We start from the raw sequence: 16,263 nt of genomic DNA on the forward strand, positions 1-16,263 counted from the left end.
GTGACCCTGTCGCAGGCCGAGACCTTCTCCGGAGCGGCCGGGCGCACGGCCGCCACCCCGCGCAGGACAACCGGCTGGCGGCGCTGGCGGTTCGCGCTCGGCCTGCTGCTGCCGGTGGGCCTCGCTGTGGTGTGGGAACTCGCCGTGCGCGGCGGCCTCGCGCAGGGTCGCCTGCTGCCGCCGCCGAGCCGGATCGCCGAGACGCTCTATGCCCTCGCGCGCTCCGGCGAGCTGGCGCCGCATATCGCCGCCACGCTCCAGCGCATCGCCGCCGGCTTTGCGCTGGGCGTCGTGGCGGGCACGGCGCTGGGGGCCCTCTCCGGCGCCTCGGGTCTTGCCCGCGCCATCGTCGATCCCACGCTCCAGGGCCTGCGGGCCATCCCCTCCATTGCATGGGTGCCGCTGTTCATCCTGTGGCTCGGCATCTTCGAGGCCTCCAAGGTCACGCTCATCGCGGTGGGCGTGTTCTTCCCGGTCTATCTCGGCACGCTCGGCGCGGTGATGGCCGTGGACCGCAAGATCATCGAGGTGGGGCAGGTCTTCCTCTTCTCCGGCCCCACCATGGTCCGCCGCATCCTGCTGCCGGCCATCCTGCCCCATTATGTCACCGCGCTGCGGGCCGGCCTTGGGCTTGGCTGGATGTTTGTGGTGGCCGCCGAATTCATGGGTGCCTCCGAAGGGCTCGGCTATCTGCTGCTGGATGGCCAGCAACTGGGCAAGCCGGACCAGATCGTCGCGGCCATTCTCGTGTTCGCCGTGCTCGGCAAGACCACCGACACGCTCCTCCTCACCCTCACCCGCCCTCTGCTGAAGGGCTACGACCTCGACGCCTGAGGACCGCCTCAGGCGTCTCTCCTGCCTGCTCCAAGGATGTGACCCGTGAACCAGATCGCCTCGCCGCCGCGCCCCACCTTCTCCGGCCCGCTGAGCCATCACTCGCCGGAGCTGAAGGACCTCCTCGCCTTCATCGCCGCAGGCGCAGCGGAGCGCGACCGCGAGCGCATCCACCCCTATGAGGTGTTCGATCTCATCCGCAGCGCCCGCCTCGGCGCGCTGCGCCTGCGCAAGGAGGACGGCGGGCCGGGCGCCAGCCTGCGGGAGCTGTTCGAGGTGGTGATCGCGCTCGCCGCCGCCGACCCCAACATCGCCCATTCCCTGCGCAATCATTATGCCTTCGTGGAGCGCTATCCCCTCTCCCGGCGTTCGTCCCATCGCAAGAAGTGGGCCGATGTGATCGCCAGCGGCGCCATCGTCGGCCTCGCCAGCACGGAGCTGACCAGCCCGCGCGTCGGTGCCAGCCCCTTCGAGACCAAGCTGGTGCCGGAGGGCGACGGCTTCCGCCTGACGGGCACGAAATATTACAGCACCGGCACGCTTTACGCGGACTATGTGCAGGTGCGCGCCGCCGGCCCCGATGACGCGGTGCTCACCGCCATCATCCCCACCACGCGCGAGGGCATCGAGCGGATCGACGACTGGGACGGCGCCGGCCAGCGCCTCACCGGCTCCGGCACCACCCATTTCCACAATGTGCGGGTGGAGGCCGATGAGATCGAGCCGGACAGCCTCACGACCGGCTATGGCGTGCCCCACAGCAACAGCGTGGCGCAGCTCCTCGTCACCGCGACCATCGCCGGCATCCTGCGCAACATCCTCACGGACTCCGTGGCGCTCTTGAACAGCCGCAAGGATCGTCACTTCTATTTCGCCCAGACCGAGCGGGTGGCGGACGACCCGCTGCTCCAGCAGATCATCGGCCAGCTCTCGGCCAATGCCTATGCGACCGAGGTACTGATCCTCGCCGCCGCCGACGCCCATGATCTGGTGTTCCAGGCCCGCGAGCGGGGCGAGCCGGACGCGGAACTCGCCCATCAGGCCTCGCTTGCCGCCTCCAAGGCGAAGCTGATCGTGGACGACCTCACCATTCGCGGCGGCAGCCAGTTGTTCGATGTGGCCGGCGCCTCCGCCACCCGGCGTGCGAAGAATCTCGACCGCCACTGGCGCAACGCCCGTACCCTCGCCTCCCACAACCCCGCCGCCCTGAAGGCGCGGGCGATCGGCGACTATGAGCTGCACGGCACGTGGCTGCCGGAGAAGGGCTTCTTCTGAGGCCCACCCGCATCGAAAAGCCCCGGGACGGTGGACCGTCCCGGGGCTTTTTCATTCACGCTCACCGGATCGAAATCAGTTGCGCGCCACCGGCGGAATGTCGGGGCGCGGATCGCTGGTGAAGCCGTTGCGATTGGGCATGGCGACCTTGGGCAGGCTTTTCGCGTCGAGGGTCGCATCCTCCGGCACGAGGCCGTTGAGGAAGAGCACATAGGCCGAGACCGCATAGACCTCGTCCGGCGAGAGCGACTGCGGCGCGGTGAAGGGCATGGCGCGGTTCACATAATCAAACAGCGTGGTCGCGTAGGGCCAGAAGCTGCCCACCGTCTTCAGCGGCTTGGCGGTGGCCAGCGTGCCCTTGCCGCCCGCCAGCGCGTCCGCCTCCGTGCCCTGCCCCTTGTCGCCATGGCAGGCGGAACAGGTCTGGGCGAAGATCTCCCGCCCCTGCGCGACGCTCCCGCGCCCCGGCGGCAGGCCGGTGCCATCGGCGCGCACGTCGATGTCCCAAAGGGCGATTTCCGCCTGCGTCGCTGGCTGGCCGATGCCGAGCGGCGCTGCGTGTGACACGCCGATGGTGGCAAAAGCGAGCGCGGCGGCGAGAAGAAGGGGGCGTTGGGTCTCAGGCCGCATTGGTCACCTCGCCGGACGGCGCCACCTTCCAGGTCTGGATGCCGTTGAAATGGTATTGGGAATTGACGCCGCGCACGTCCACGAGCTGCTGGCGGCTCGGCTGCACATAGCCGGTCTCGTCCACCGCCCGGCTTTGCAGGAGGGCAGGCCCGCCATCCCAGGTCCAGGGCACGCGGAAGCGGGTGAGGCAGCGGGAGAGCACCGGCTCCTGCAATTCAGCCGGCCGCCATGTGGCGCCGCCGTCGCTGCTGACATCGACGCTGCGGATGCGCCCGCGCCCGGACCAGGCGAGGCCCCGGATTTCATAGAAACCCTTCTCCCGCAACTGGTGGCCGCCGGAAGGCGAGGTGATGACCGACTTCGTCTCCATCACGAAGGTGAACTGCCGCGCCGTGCCGTCCGGCATCAGGTCCGTGTATTTGGAGGTTTCCTCGCGGGACTGGAACGGCTGGTCGCCCACCTTGAGGCGGCGCAGCCACTTGATGCTCATGTTGCCCTCGATGCCGGGCAGCACGAGGCGCAGCGGATAACCCTGCTCGGGACGCAGGTGCTCGCCATTCTGGGCATAGGCGACGAGCGCCTCATCCAGCACCACGTCGAGGGGGATGGAGCGCGTCATGGCAGCCCCGTCCGCGCCTTCCGCCAGCACCCAACGGGCCTCTGGCTTCAGCCCCACTTCATCAAGAAGGGTGGAGAGCCGGACGCCGGTCCACTCGCTGCACGAGATCAGGCCATGCGTTTCCTGCACCGTCCATTTGGCGCTGCCGCCGGTCCATTGCGGCGTATTTCCGGAGCACTCCAGAAACCACAGACGCGAGACCGACGGGAAGCGCGCGATGTCGTTCATGGTCAGGATGAGCGGACGCTCCACAAGGCCATGGATGACAAGGCGATGCTGCTCCGGGTCTATGGCCGGCACGCCCGCGTGGTGGCGCTCGTAATGCAGGCCGGCCGGCGTGATGATGCCGTGCAGATGCTGCAACGGCGTGCCGGTGGAGGCGGCGGTCGGGAATTTGGGCGGCGTGCGCGGCTTGCGGATCACGCTCTTCTCGAAGGCCGAAGGCACGCCATAGGCGGGCGAGGCGACTCCCTCGCCCTGCTCGCGGGTCCAGACGGGCACCTGCAGCGGCCCCGCGCCCTGCTGGGCGGCGGCGGGGCCGGCGGCACCCGCCACGAGGCCGGCAGCCGCGCCGCCCAGAAACTGGCGGCGGCCGAGCCGGCCGCCGGAAGACGCAACAGACATGGAAACTCCGTTCAGGCCCGCCAGCGCAGCAGGCGCGCCTCGATGAGGGTCGCAATGTGGTTGAGGAGGAAGCCGACCGCGCCGAGGATGACGACGCCCAGCATCACCAGCTCCATCTGGAAGCGCTCGCGGCCGGCGATGATGAGCCCGCCGATGCCGGGGCCGACGGTCATGAAATATTCCGCCGCCACGGTGGCGAGCCAGGCGTAGATGAGGCCGAGATGAATGCCGGTGAGGATGGAGGGCAGCGCGGAGGGCAGATAAACGCGCCGGATGCGTTGCCAGCGGGAGAAGGTGAGCACGTCACTCACTTCCACCAGCGCCTTGGGCGCGCTCGCCACGCCCTCGATGGTGTTGAGCGCCACCGGCACGAAGGCGGCAACCGCCACGAACACCACCTTCGCCGTCTCGGCAAAGCCGAACCAGACCGAGATGATGGGGATCCAGGCCAGCACCGCGATCTGCTTGGCCGCATGGAAGCTCGGCCCGGCGATGCGCGCAGCGAGCGGCGAGAGGCCGAGCAGCAGGCCGAAGGCGATGCCCAGCACCGAGCCGATGGCAAAGCCGGTGAGATTGCGGACAAGGCTGGCGCCCAGATGAAGGAAAAGATCGCCGCTCCAGACCTCCTCCCAGCCGGTGACGGCGATGGCCTCCAGCGGCGGCAGGAAACGCGGGTCCACCAGCCGCAGGTGGCTGGACGCCTCCCAGGCGATGAGCAACAGCAGAGGCAGGACGAGACCCCGGCGCAGGCGCGGCGAGAGCCAGGGAGCGGAGGCCACGGGGGCGGCTTCGACGAGGGGCGCGGTCATGGCGGGCCTCAGGCGTCGATGCGCCAGCTTTGCAGCCGGGCTTCCACGAGCGCGAGGAGCTTGTCCATGGCAAAGCCCACGAGGCCGATGATGACCATGGCGACGATCATCGTATCCAGCCAGAACATCTGCCGGCCCCACACCAGCAGGTAGCCGAGCCCCTCGGCGGAGGCGAGCAGTTCCACCGCCACCAGCGCCGTCCAGGCCTTGGTGAGGCTGTAGCGGATGCCGGTGAAGATGGGCGGCACGGCGGCGGGCAGAATGAGGCGGCGCAGCTTCTGCCAGCGTGTGAAGGCGAACACGTCCGCCACTTCGATATAGGCTTTCGGCACGCCGCGAATGCCGGCGGAGGTGTTGAGCACCATGGGCACCAGCGCCGCCTTGGCGATGATGACGATCTTGAGCGCCTCGCCAATGCCGAGGAACAGCATCAGCAACGGAATCCAGCCCAGCGTCGGCACCTGCGCGATGGCGGTGAACAGCGGGCGCACATAATCGTCCACCTTCTCCGACAGGCCCATGGCGATGCCGAGCAGCAGGCCGAGGCTGGCACCCAGCACGAAGCCGCCGGCGACGCGGGCGGCGCTGATGCTGGCATGCTGGAGCAGTTCCCCGCTCGCCAGCATGTCGCGGAAATTCTCCCAGACGTAGACCGGCGGCGGCAGGATCTGCTGCGGCACCAACTGGTAGGCGGAGCCGATCGCCCAGAGGATGAGGATCATGGCCGGCAGCGCCAGCGCGATAGCGAAATCGCGCAGGCCGGCGAGAACCGGGCGCAGCCGCCACGATACCGGATGGGGAGCGGCCTGACGGGGGAGATCAAGAACGGCCATGGTGATCCTCTGGGGGCGATCTTCTGGAGGCAGGCCGGGGGCGGCCCGGCATGCGGCAAGCGTCAGGAACCGAGCGGCTTGCCGTTGGAGTCGTAGCGGGTCCAGTAGCCCTCAAGACCCAGGGACTTGATCGCGGAGTCCACGTATTTCGGCTCGAACCAGCCGCGCACGTCCACGTCCCGCCGCACGAGAGCGAACTCCTTCGCCTGTCGGGCCTGGAAGCGGTACTGTTCCACAAGAAAGGGATCGACGATGGGCGAATTGCGGTAGCGCACGTCCGTATCGGCGAAGTCGTAACGGAACACGGCTTCCGGCGTGCCGGAACGGGCCCAGATGGCCACCACCTGATCGAAATTGGCCGGCTCCGACGACCAGCGGGCGGCACGGACGAATTCCGTGATGATCTTCTGCACCGTCTCGGGATGCGCGCTCTCGAACGCCTCCGTCACCAGGACCATGGAATGGCGCTCGAAGGCGGGATCATCGCCCTTGGTGGAATAGATGATCTTCGCCCGGTTCGCGAGATGGAGCGAGATCAGCGGCCAGTTGCCGAAGGCGCCGTCGATGTCCTTGCTGGCGAGGGCCGAATTGGTGGTGGCATTGTCCATGTTGAGCACTTGCAGGTCGCGCTCGGATAGGCCGTTGGCGGCCAGCACCTTCACCACCGCCAGATGGTTGTTGGTGCCGCGGAAGATGGCGACCTTTTTCCCCTTCAGCTCCTTGACGGTCGAGAGCGTCGAGCCCTCGGGCACCGCCAGATAGGTGGGCGCATGGGCGCCGGAAGCCATGAGGATCTTGGTCTTGAGGCCATTGGCGCGGCCGATGACCGACGGCAGGTCGCCCTGGATGGCGAAATCAAGCTGGCCATTGGCGATAGCCTCGTTCACCGCCGGGCCGGCGCCCTTGAAGAAATACCATTCAAAGCGGACATCGGGATTGTCCTTGAAGGCCTTCTCCAGATAGCCCTCCGCATGGGCAATGGCGACCGAGCTGCCACCGGCGAACTGCCGGTTGTCGACGCCCACGGACGCAAAGCCGATGCGCACCACCAGCGGCTCCGCCTGCGCCACGGCACCCATCCCGAGCAGGGCGCAGCCGAGCGCCACCAGTGCGGTCCATCGGGGCAGGAACGGGATGCGGAAGCGGGTCGCCATAATGACCTCCAGCGCGAGAATGAATGGATCAGGAGCCGAGCGGCTTGCCGTCCGCGCCATAGCGGACCCAGCGGTTCTGAAGGCCGAGCTCCTTCAGCGCGGCATCGAGATATTTCGGCGCGAACCAGCCCTCGAGATCCACATCGCGGCGCACGAGGCCGAGCTGCTTCACCTGCGCGGCCTTGTAGCGATAGGTCTCGAGCAGGAGGGCATCCAGCAGCGGCGAGAGGCGATAGTCGAGCCGCTGGCCCTCATAATCGGCGCGGAAGACGCCGATGGGCGTGCCGCTCTTGGCCCAGAGTTCGAACAGCGTCTCGCGATTGGCTTCGTCCGAGGCCCAGGCGGCCGCCTTGACGCTCGCCGTCACCACGCGGCCCACGAGGTCGGGATGGGCGGTCTCGAAATCCTCACGCACCAGCAGATGGCTGCTGGTCACGGTGCTCGGGTCGCCTTTGGTGGTGTAGACCACCTTGGCCAGCTTCTGCTCCACCAGCGTGAGGAAGATCGCCTTGCCGAAGGCCGCATCCACATCGCCAGAGGCAATGGCCGCCAGCGCAGTCGCGTCATCCATGTTGAAGAACTGGATGTCCGCGCGGGGGATGCCGGCTTCGGTGATCACCCGCTCCGTGGTGAGATGGGTGCTGGTGCCGCGAAACTGCGCCACCCTCTTGCTCTTCACATCCTCAAGCCGGGAGATGGACGAGGCGGCCGGGGCCACCAGATAGAGATTGTCGCGGGCATTGGTGGCCATGAGGATCTTGGTCTTCAGGCCGCCCGCCCGCGCAGTGAGCGACGGCAGGTCGCCGATGAAGGCGAAATCGAGCTGGCCGCTGGCCAGGGCCTCGTTCACCGCCGGACCGGCGCCCTTGAAAAAGAACCACTCCACCGTCACGTCCGGCGTGTCGGCAAAGGCCTGTTCCAGATAGCGCCCGCCGCTGATGACACCGGCCAGCCCTGGCACGAATTTGCTGCCGCCGGGCCCGATGCCGGCATAGCCGACGCGAATCACCAGCGGCGCGGCCCCCGCCGGCACCGCCGCGAGGGCCGCTCCGATGAGGAGAAGCGCGGCAAAAGCCGCGCGCAGGAAGCGGGAGAGCATCACTGTCACTCCGCCGCCACCACCTGCGGCCGGGCGCGGGGCGCCTGATGCTGCGGGAACGGCAGCCCAAGGTTCTCGCGCAGGGTCGTGCCCTCATATTCGGTGCGGAAGAGGCCGCGCCGGCGCAGTTCCGGCACCACGAACTCGATGAAGTCCTCCAGACCACCGGGCAGGTGGGGCGCCATCACGTTGAAGCCGTCCGCTGCGCCCTTGTTGAAGCGCTCCTCCAGCTGGTCGGCGATCTGCTTGGGCGTGCCCACCACCTGCCAGTGGCCGCGCGCACCGGCGATCTCCAGATACAGCTGGCGGATGGTGAGATTGTCGCGGCGGGCCGCGTCGATGAGCAGCTTCTGGCGGCTCTTGGGGCCATTGGTCTCGGGCAGTTCCGGCAAGGGCCCATCCACTGGATAGCCGGAGAGGTCGAAGCCGCCCAGCACCTGCGAGAGGAGCTGGAGACCCACCACCGGCTCGATGCCGGACTGCAATTCCTCGAATTTCTCCCGCGCCTCCGCCTCGCTGGCGCCGACCACGGGGAAGACGCCGGGCATGATCTTCACATGGTCCGGATTGCGGCCGTAATTCTCCGCACGCCCCTTGATGTCGGCGTAGAAGGCCTGCGCTTCCGCCAGCGTGCGCTGGGCCGCGAAGATGGCTTCCGCCGTGGCGCCGGCGAGGTCGCGGCCGTCTTCCGAGGCGCCCGCCTGCACCACCACGGGGTGGCCCTGCGGGGACCGGGCGACATTGAGCGGCCCCTTTACCCGGAAATGCTTGCCGCGATGATCCAGCAGATGGAACTTCTCGGTGTCGAAATAGGTGCCGCCGAGCTTGTCGCGGAGGAAGGCGTCATCCTCCCACGTGTTCCACAAGCCCTTGACGACGGAGACGAATTCCCGCGCTCGGTCATAGCGGTCCGCATGGGCGACATGCTTGTCGAGGTTGAAGTTGTAGGCCTCCGCCTCACTGGAGGAGGTGACGACGTTCCAGCCCGCCCGGCCACCGCTCAGCAGGTCCAGCGACGCGAACTTGCGGGCGATGTGATAGGGCTCGTTGAAGGTGGTGCTGGCCGTGCCGATGAGGCCGATGTTCTGCGTCACCACCGACAAAGCCGAGAGCAAGGTCAGCGGCTCGAAGGCCACGGCCCGAGAGGTGTGGCTGAGAGAGGCAAGATCCTCATTCCGCACGCCCACGCTGTCAGCGAGGAAGAGGGCATCGAACTTCGCGGCCTCCGCGATGCGGGCGAGGCGCAGATAATGGTCGATCCGCACATTCGCATTGGCCGGCGCGCGGGGATGGCGCCAGGCCGCGATATGGTGGCCATCGGTCATAAGGAAGGCGCCGAGCTTGATCTGGCGTTTCGCGGTCATGGGCAGGGTCTCCGGAACGAAAATCAGTGAGCGAGGCCAGGGTGTGCACCCTCGTCCTTGATGGCGTCGAGGGCCTCCAGCACGTCGTTGCGCAGGCGGATGAGGCTCTCGTCCTTGCGGTCACGCGGGCGCGGGGCATCGATGGTGAAGATCTGCGCGATGCGCCCCGGGCGCGGGGCCATCACCACCACCCGGTCGCCCAGCAGCACCGCCTCATCCACGTCATGGGTGACGAGCACAGCTGTGATCTTCTCATGCGCCCAGATGCGCTGGAGCTCGGTCTGGAGATGGGCGCGGGTCATGGCGTCCAGCGCGCCGAACGGCTCGTCCAGCAGCAGTACGCCGGGCCGGTTGACGAGGGCGCGGGCGATGGCCGCGCGCTGCGCCATGCCGCCCGAGAGCTGGCGGGGATAGGCCTTCTCGAAGCCGGTGAGGCCCACGAGCGCGAGATGCTCGGCGACGAGACGCTTCCTCTCGGCGCCATCCACCTTCGCATTCTCAAGGCCCAGCGCCACGTTCTCCGCGATGGTGAGCCACGGGAACAGGCGGGGCTCCTGAAAGACGAGACCGCGCTCGAGGCTCGGCCCGGTGATCAGGCGCCCGCCATGGCGGATCTCACCGCGATGGTTGCGCTCCAGGCCCGCGATCATCCGCAGGAGCGTCGACTTCCCGCAGCCGCTGGCGCCGACGATGGTGATGAACTCGCCGGCCGCAATGTCGAGATCGACGTGCTCCAGCGCGACCAGCGGCCGGCCGTCCACCTGAAACGTCTTGGAGACACTCTGAATATCGATCTGACCGCTGGTCATCGTTCGTCCTGTCATGGGCCTTTGGCGGTGGCAGCAACGGGCCTGCGGACCCGGCCGGAACGAGGGGATGAACCGGCCTCGCGATGCCTCATGACAGGTAGGCTATGACATTTTGCCACTATGTCAATTAAAACAGTATAAATTATTTTTTTTATATTTTACAATGGTATGACCGCGATAGCGCTTCCTTTCGAGCGAGGCCGCATTGCCCACGCGCCCATTTGTCGACAGATTAAGTCAGCATTCAGATTCCTCTCGCGCGAAAGGCAAGGTCATGTCGCTTCTCCACGGTCTGCGGAAATCGGTTCTGGCGCTGTCCTGCATTCTCGCACTCGTTGCGAGCGAGGGGGCCGTGGCCCAGACAGCTGACAAGCCGCTCAAGGTGGGCGTCTCGGCCGGCCCCTATGGCGATATCCTGCGCGAGGCGGCGAAGGTGGCCTCGAAGGACGGGCTGAAAGCGGAGATCATCGAGTTCACCGACTGGAACCAGCCCAATGCGGCGCTCCAGGCCGGCGACATCGACCTCAACAATTTCCAGCACCGCTTCTATCTGGCCAACCAGATCAAGGCGCGGGGCTATCAACTGGTGGCGCTGGACGAATCCATCCTCGTGCCGGCCGGCCTCTATTCGAAGAGCTACAGCAAGATCGCCGACATTCCCGATGGCGCGAAGATCGCCATTCCCAACGACCCGACGAACGCCGCGCGGGCCCTGCTGCTGTTCCAGAAGGCCGGACTGCTGAAGCTCAAGCCCACCACCGGACTCAACGCCACCGTGCTCGACGTGGAGAGCAATCCGAAGAAGCTGCAGATCCTGGAGATCGACGCCGCGCAGCTGCCGCGCTCGCTGGATGATGTGGCGGTCGCGTTCGTGTCCAGCAATTACGCCTATCTGGCGGGCCTCAGCCTGCGCAAGGCACTGCTGGCGGAAACGGAAGTGGCGGAATCCAAGCCCTATTTCACCCTCATCTTCGCCGCCCGCGAGGACCGCAAGGACGACCCGCGCATCAAGGCCTTCATCGCCGCCTACCGCTCGCAGCCGGTGAAGGATTTCATCGTCGAGAAGTTCAACGGCACCATCCAGCCCGCCTGGTAAGCCCCGGCGGTGCGCACGGCCCGGAGGAAGCTCCCATGACCAATCTTTCCCTCGTCTCCGACCATCCTCCCGTCATCGACTGGGAGACCAGCGCGCTCCGGGTGGGCGAGACCCTGCGTGCGGACGCGGCCGCGCGCGACCGGGCCGGCCAAGTGCCCCGGCGGGAACTGGAACTGCTGCGTGCCGCCGGCCTCCTTGCCTTGCTCAATCCCGCGGAGCATGGCGGAGCCGGCGGCAGCTTCGGCGATGCCCTGCGCGTGGTGCGCCTCATTGCCCGCGCGGATGCCTCCATCGCGCAGCTGTTGAGCTATCACTATCTGCATCTCGTCAATGCCCTCTGGCGAGGCTCGCCGGCGCAGGCCGAGCGGCTGTCCCGCGCCTCCGTCGCCGGGCGCTGGTTCTGGGGCGGGGCCTCGAACCCGCGTGACCCGGAATCGCAGCTCACGGCGGACGGCAGCGACTTCCGCCTCAACGGGCGCAAGACCTTCGCCTCCAACGCCTCGCTTGCCGACCGCATCACCCTCCGGGCGGAGATTGACGGCGGCTTTCAGGTGCTCACCATCGCCGGCGACCGGGCGGGCGTCACCCATGGCAATGACTGGGACGCCTTCGGCCAGCGTCTCACCGAAAGCGGCACCATCCGCTTCGACAATGTGTGGGTGAGCCGGGACGAGGTGCTGGGCATCGGCGCGCCGCTCTCGCCGCGCGTCTCGCTAGTGGTGCCGCTGCATCAGTTGCTGATCGTGAATTTCTATGTGGGCACCGCCGAGGGCGCGCTCGGCGAGGCCAATGCCTATATCCGCTCAACGGCCCGGCCCTGGCAGGCCTCCGGCGTCTCCGAGGCGCGGCAGGACCCCTACATTCTGGAGCATTTCGGCGAGCTGGATGTCGCTGTCCGCGCCGCCGTCGCGCTGGCGGATGTGGCCGGGGCAGAGCTGGGGGCAGCCATCGCGCGAGGGGATGACCTCACCCCCGCCGAGCGCCACAAGGCGGCCGCCGCCATCTATGCGGCCAAGGTGAATTCCAGCCGCATGGCGCTCGACGTGACGTCCCGCATCTTCGAGCTGATGGGCGCGCGGGCCACCGCCACCTCCTACGGCTTCGACCGCTTCTGGCGGAACATCCGCACCCACACCCTGCACGACCCGGTTTTCTACAAGGCGCGGGAGGTGGGCAATTACGCGCTCAACGGCACCATCACGGCGACGCCGCTCTACAGCTGAGGCTGGGCCGGGAACCACGGGCGCCCCGCACTGAAGCGGGGCGCCCGTCTTTCATTTCAGCGCAAAGCCGAGTTTCTCCAACGCCTGCTTGAGGAGATGACGCCCCTTGAGGGCTGCCACCGTATGCAGGCGGCCGATCAGTTGCTGGCTCCAGGGCGTGGCGTCGAGCTTCTGCTCAGCGCGGAAGGCGAGGCTGTGGGCATCATGGCGCGCCACCGCCTCCGCCTGCCCGGCAAGATCGTAGGTCTCGTGATGCAGTACCGCCGCCTGCGGCAGGCGCGGTTTCACGTCCGCGGGGCGCGCCGGATCGGGATGACCCACCACGAGGCCGAATACGGCGAAGGTCTTCGGCGGCAGGCCCAGCGTTTCCGCGACCTCGATGGGGCGGTTGCGCAGGGCGCCGATATAGCAGGTTCCGAGCCCCAGGGATTCCGCCGCTACCAGCGCATTCTGGGCCGCCAGCGCCGCATCGAAGCCGGCGATGAGGAAGCTCTCCGTGAAATCGAGCCCTTCCAGCGTTAGGCCCGCGCGTTCCCCGATGCCGGCGGCGCGGGACAGATCGGCGATCCACACGAGCAGCAGCGGCGCCTCCAGAATGTGCTTCTGATCGCCGGCGAGGTGGGCGAGGCGCGCCTTGCGGGCAGGATCGCGCACCGCCACCACGCTCCACGCCTGCACGTTGGACGAACTGGGCGCCGATTGGGCGGCGGCCACCAGCACCTGCAGCGTCTCCTCGCTCACCGCCTTCGGCAGGAAGGCCCGCACGGTGCGATGGTCCACGAGGCTCTGGATGACAGCGTTCCAGGGGTGGTCGGCGCCGGCCAGCGGCTCGCGGTAACGTCGCTCCAGCGCGGCTTCAGCCGCGCTCACGACGGGCTTTTCGGCAATCAGAGTTTCGCTCATCAAGGGTCTCCGGCAGGTGCCGCGCGAAGGGGTTCGATCCGACAGAAGGTGGGAGACGGGGCGGCGATTGCCAAGCTGTCGCCGGTTGCGCCGGCGGCGCCACGCAACGCTCCCGTCGTTGCCGAGGATATATACACTAAATTTATTGACTGAATATTTTTATCGCGCTTCACTGCCCTTCCCGAAGGTCGCCGCCGCCCGATCAGGCATGGCGCCGCGCCTGTCCCAGAGAGCCATCATGAGCCGTCCCGCTTCCCTTCTCGCCCGCCTTGCCGCCGCTGGTGGCCTGCTGCTTGCGGCGTTCGCGCCGGCCGCGGCCGAGCCCGTCACCATCCGCATCGGCTATGCCGCCATCGGCGTCGACAACCGGCCCTATGCGGAAGGCACCTCCGCCGCCACCGCGCGCGCGGGCAATTATGTCGAGGACGCCTTTGCGGGAAATCCCGACATCAAGGTAGAGTGGTATTTCTTCAAGGGCGCCGGCCCGGCCGTGAACGAGGCCATTGCCAACGGCCAGCTTGATTTCGCCTATCAGGGCGACCTGCCCTCCATCATCGGCCGGGCCAATGGCCTCAAGACCAAGCTGCTGCTGGCGAGCGGCGCCCACAAGCCCACCTATATCGCCGCCCCGCTCAATTCCACCCTCACCGGCATCAAGGACCTCAAGGGTCGCAAAGTGGCGGTGCAGCTCGGCACCAACAACCATCTCGCCTTCGCCAAGATCCTCAAGGCCTATGGCGTGTCCGAGCGTGACCTTCAGATCGTGAACATGGATTCGGCTTCCGCCAATGCGGCGCTGGCCAGCGGCGATATCGATGCGGCGGTGGGCGACACGACCCTCATCACGCTCGCGGAGAAAAAGATCGCCAAGATCGTTTACACCACCAAGGGTGATGATCCGCGCCTCGGCCGCTACGCCCATGTGCTGGTGACGGAGGCCTTCGAGAAGGCCCATCCCGACCTCACGCAGAAGGTCACGACTGCCTTCGTGAAGGCGGCCCACTGGTCCTCCGAGGAGCCGAACCGCGAGGCGCTCATCGCCCTGTGGGGCAAGTCCGGCACCTCCACCTCGGTGCTGGCGGAGTTCTTCTCCGGCGAGACGCTGAAATACCGCAACACGCCGCTGATCGATGACCTGTTCATCGACCAGTACAAGCAGGCGGCCGCCCAATCGAAAGCCTTCGGCCTGCTACGCCGGGACGTGGACCTCACCGGCTGGTTCGACACAAGCTATCTGAACACGGCGCTCAACGAGCTGAAGCTCGAAGGCTACTGGACACCCTACGGCGCCGACGGCAAGCCGCTCGGGAGCTGACATCCCTCCCACGCAGGCCGCGCTTCTCTCCCGCGGTCAGCCGGCGCCCTTCACCCTTAAGCGGTGGAGGGCGTCTCACGTTTTGGGGCATCATCGCCCATCGTCTGCCGCGTCCCACTCCTGCCCTGCCCTGCTCCAAGGACTGCCCATCCCATGTCACCCCGCCGTGAACTGCGACTCAACACCTTCCAGATGGCCGCGCCCTCGCACAATTGGGCGGGGCTCTGGAGCCATCCGCGGGACAACCAGACGCAGTACAATACCCTCGCTTATTGGACCGAGATGGCGAAGATCGCCGAGCGCGGGCTCTTGGACGGCATCTTCATCGCCGACGTGTTCGGCCTCTATGACGTCTATGGCGGCTCCGGAGACGCCGCGATCGCCGCCGGCGCGCAGGCGCCCAATGCCGACCCGACGCTCGCCATCTCCGCCATGGCGCTGGTGACGCAGCACATCGGCTTCGGCGTCACCGCCAATCTCACCTATGAGCATCCCTTCCAGTTCGCCCGCCGCTTCACCACCCTCGACCACCTCACAGGCGGGCGGCTCGGCTGGAACATCGTCACCGGCTATCTCGACAGCGGCGCGCGCGGGATGGGCGAGAGCCTGAACCGCGACCATGACGAGCGCTACGAGGCGGCCGAGGACTTCATGGCCGCCATCTACAAGCTCTGGGAAGGCTCGTGGGAGGATGGCGCCGCCATTCGCGACAAGGCGCGGGGCCTCTTCACCGACCCGGCCAAGGTCCACCGCATTCTCCATGACGGGGCCTATTACAAGGTGGACGGCCGGGCGCTGGCCGAACCCTCCCCCCAGCGCACGCCCGTGCTCTATCAGGCGGGCACCTCCGCGCGGGGACGGGTGTTCTGCGGCCGCCATGCGGAGGCGACCTTCTTGAATGGCCAGACGCCGTCCATTGCCGGCCAGGCGGTGCGGGGCGTGCGCGAGGCTGCGGTGGCCGCCGGGCGCGGCCCGCGCGACGTGCTCACCTTCCTCGGGGGCACGGTCATTGTGGCGAAGACTTCCGCCGAGGCCCATGAGCTGAAGGAGGAGTACCGGCGCCACATCAACGCCGCCGGACAGCTGGCGCTGGTTTCCGGCTGGACCGGGGTCGACCTCTCCCAGCTTTCGCTGGACGATGCGCTGAGCTTTTCCAAGAGCAACGCCATCCAGTCCACGCTGGAAAACCTCACCCTCAAGGCCAAGGCGCCGACCCGCGTGCGCGACCTGCTGGACTTCACCCCCGCCGGCGCCCGCGCGCCCATCTTCGTCGGCTCTCCGGTGGAGGTGGCGGACCAGATGCTGGCTTGGGCGGATGAAGCGGACGTGGACGGCTTCAATCTCGTGCGCACCGTCATGCCGGAATCGCTGGAAGCCATCGTCGATCTGCTGATTCCGGAATTGCAGAACCGGGGGGCTTTCAAGACCGCCTATCGCGAGGGGACGCTGCGGGAAAAGCTCGGCGGCACGGCGCGCCTGCCCGACAGCCATCCGGGCGCCGCCTACCGGCACCGGAGCGCGCCCTGACGGAGCGGTCGGCACGGGGCCAGTCTGATTCGAGCGGACGCGCGGGCGGACAATCCCGGTTCCACATCATTTGAATGAAATCCATCGAGCGACCGCACGCCTCTCCTCAACGCGCGGAAGAGACAGGTCTTTTTCCTCGAGCGGGAAAG

At 67.3% G+C, this 16,263-nt stretch carries 15 protein-coding genes; 6 read left to right on the top strand and 9 right to left on the bottom strand.

All coding sequences use genetic code 11. The annotated features are described in order from the left end of the window. Positions 1 to 834, top strand: a complete 834-nt coding sequence (locus DFO45_RS14900) for an ABC transporter permease (protein ID WP_245518106.1) — start codon at positions 1 to 3, stop codon at positions 832 to 834. 45 nt (positions 835 to 879) lie between these two features. Next, the gene (locus tag DFO45_RS14905) at positions 880 to 2,109 is read left to right on the top strand and encodes an acyl-CoA dehydrogenase family protein (protein WP_133865481.1); all 1,230 of its coding nucleotides are present in this window, start codon (positions 880 to 882) and stop codon (positions 2,107 to 2,109) included. 75 nt (positions 2,110 to 2,184) lie between these two features. Here the strand turns inward: DFO45_RS14905 and DFO45_RS14910 are convergent, their stop codons facing one another. The 8 genes from DFO45_RS14910 to DFO45_RS14945 all read right to left on the bottom strand — a co-directional run bounded on the left by DFO45_RS14910 (position 2,185) and on the right by DFO45_RS14945 (position 10,050). Continuing rightward, positions 2,185 to 2,739 (bottom strand): cytochrome c, encoded by a 555-nt coding sequence (locus tag DFO45_RS14910; protein ID WP_133865482.1) that lies wholly within the window; start codon positions 2,737 to 2,739, stop codon positions 2,185 to 2,187. Next, the gene (gene soxC / locus DFO45_RS14915) at positions 2,729 to 3,982 is read right to left on the bottom strand and encodes a sulfite dehydrogenase (RefSeq protein WP_133865483.1); all 1,254 of its coding nucleotides are present in this window, start codon (positions 3,980 to 3,982) and stop codon (positions 2,729 to 2,731) included. Before soxC ends, DFO45_RS14910 begins: the two co-directional genes overlap by 11 nt. A gap of 11 nt (positions 3,983 to 3,993) precedes the next feature. Next, a complete protein-coding gene (locus tag DFO45_RS14920) occupies positions 3,994 to 4,791 on the bottom strand; it encodes an ABC transporter permease (protein ID WP_133865484.1) in 798 nt (265 codons plus the stop codon). 8 nt (positions 4,792 to 4,799) lie between these two features. Continuing rightward, positions 4,800 to 5,624, bottom strand: coding sequence for an ABC transporter permease (locus DFO45_RS14925; protein WP_133865485.1), 825 nt, complete (start codon positions 5,622 to 5,624; stop codon positions 4,800 to 4,802). A gap of 62 nt (positions 5,625 to 5,686) precedes the next feature. Continuing rightward, on the bottom strand, positions 5,687 to 6,778 hold the full coding sequence (locus DFO45_RS14930; RefSeq protein WP_133865486.1) for an ABC transporter substrate-binding protein: 1,092 nt from the start codon (positions 6,776 to 6,778) through the stop codon (positions 5,687 to 5,689). A gap of 28 nt (positions 6,779 to 6,806) precedes the next feature. Further along, the gene (locus DFO45_RS14935) at positions 6,807 to 7,877 is read right to left on the bottom strand and encodes an ABC transporter substrate-binding protein (protein WP_245518107.1); all 1,071 of its coding nucleotides are present in this window, start codon (positions 7,875 to 7,877) and stop codon (positions 6,807 to 6,809) included. Between the two features lie 5 nt (positions 7,878 to 7,882). Beyond that, positions 7,883 to 9,241 carry an LLM class flavin-dependent oxidoreductase gene (locus DFO45_RS14940; protein ID WP_133865488.1) on the bottom strand — a complete coding sequence of 453 codons (1,359 nt, stop codon included), beginning with the start codon at positions 9,239 to 9,241 and terminating at the stop codon, positions 7,883 to 7,885. 23 nt (positions 9,242 to 9,264) lie between these two features. Then, positions 9,265 to 10,050: an ABC transporter ATP-binding protein gene (locus DFO45_RS14945; RefSeq protein ID WP_208299800.1), complete on the bottom strand. Its 786-nt coding sequence runs from the start codon at positions 10,048 to 10,050 to the stop codon at positions 9,265 to 9,267. Between the two features lie 352 nt (positions 10,051 to 10,402). On the opposite strand from DFO45_RS14945, the gene DFO45_RS14950 reads away from it, so the two are divergent. Next, positions 10,403 to 11,146 (top strand): MetQ/NlpA family ABC transporter substrate-binding protein, encoded by a 744-nt coding sequence (locus tag DFO45_RS14950; RefSeq protein ID WP_245518109.1) that lies wholly within the window; start codon positions 10,403 to 10,405, stop codon positions 11,144 to 11,146. 35 nt (positions 11,147 to 11,181) lie between these two features. Then, positions 11,182 to 12,369, top strand: a complete 1,188-nt coding sequence (locus DFO45_RS14955; protein ID WP_133865491.1) for an acyl-CoA dehydrogenase family protein — start codon at positions 11,182 to 11,184, stop codon at positions 12,367 to 12,369. 51 nt (positions 12,370 to 12,420) lie between these two features. On the opposite strand, the gene DFO45_RS14960 is transcribed toward DFO45_RS14955, so the two are convergent. Beyond that, positions 12,421 to 13,272: an NADPH-dependent oxidoreductase gene (locus DFO45_RS14960; RefSeq protein ID WP_133865492.1), complete on the bottom strand. Its 852-nt coding sequence runs from the start codon at positions 13,270 to 13,272 to the stop codon at positions 12,421 to 12,423. 238 nt (positions 13,273 to 13,510) lie between these two features. Between DFO45_RS14960 and DFO45_RS14965 the strand changes: the two genes are divergently transcribed. Further along, the gene (locus DFO45_RS14965) at positions 13,511 to 14,587 is read left to right on the top strand and encodes an aliphatic sulfonate ABC transporter substrate-binding protein (protein WP_133865493.1); all 1,077 of its coding nucleotides are present in this window, start codon (positions 13,511 to 13,513) and stop codon (positions 14,585 to 14,587) included. Positions 14,588 to 14,740: 153 nt separating this feature from the next. Continuing rightward, complete coding sequence (locus DFO45_RS14970) at positions 14,741 to 16,114, top strand: LLM class flavin-dependent oxidoreductase (RefSeq protein WP_133865494.1); 1,374 nt, start codon at positions 14,741 to 14,743, stop codon at positions 16,112 to 16,114. The last annotated feature ends 149 nt before the right edge of the window (positions 16,115 to 16,263 follow it).

The sequence above is a fragment of the Azorhizobium sp. AG788 genome (assembly GCF_004364705.1).
GTDB classification, from domain to species: domain Bacteria; phylum Pseudomonadota; class Alphaproteobacteria; order Rhizobiales; family Xanthobacteraceae; genus Azorhizobium; species Azorhizobium caulinodans.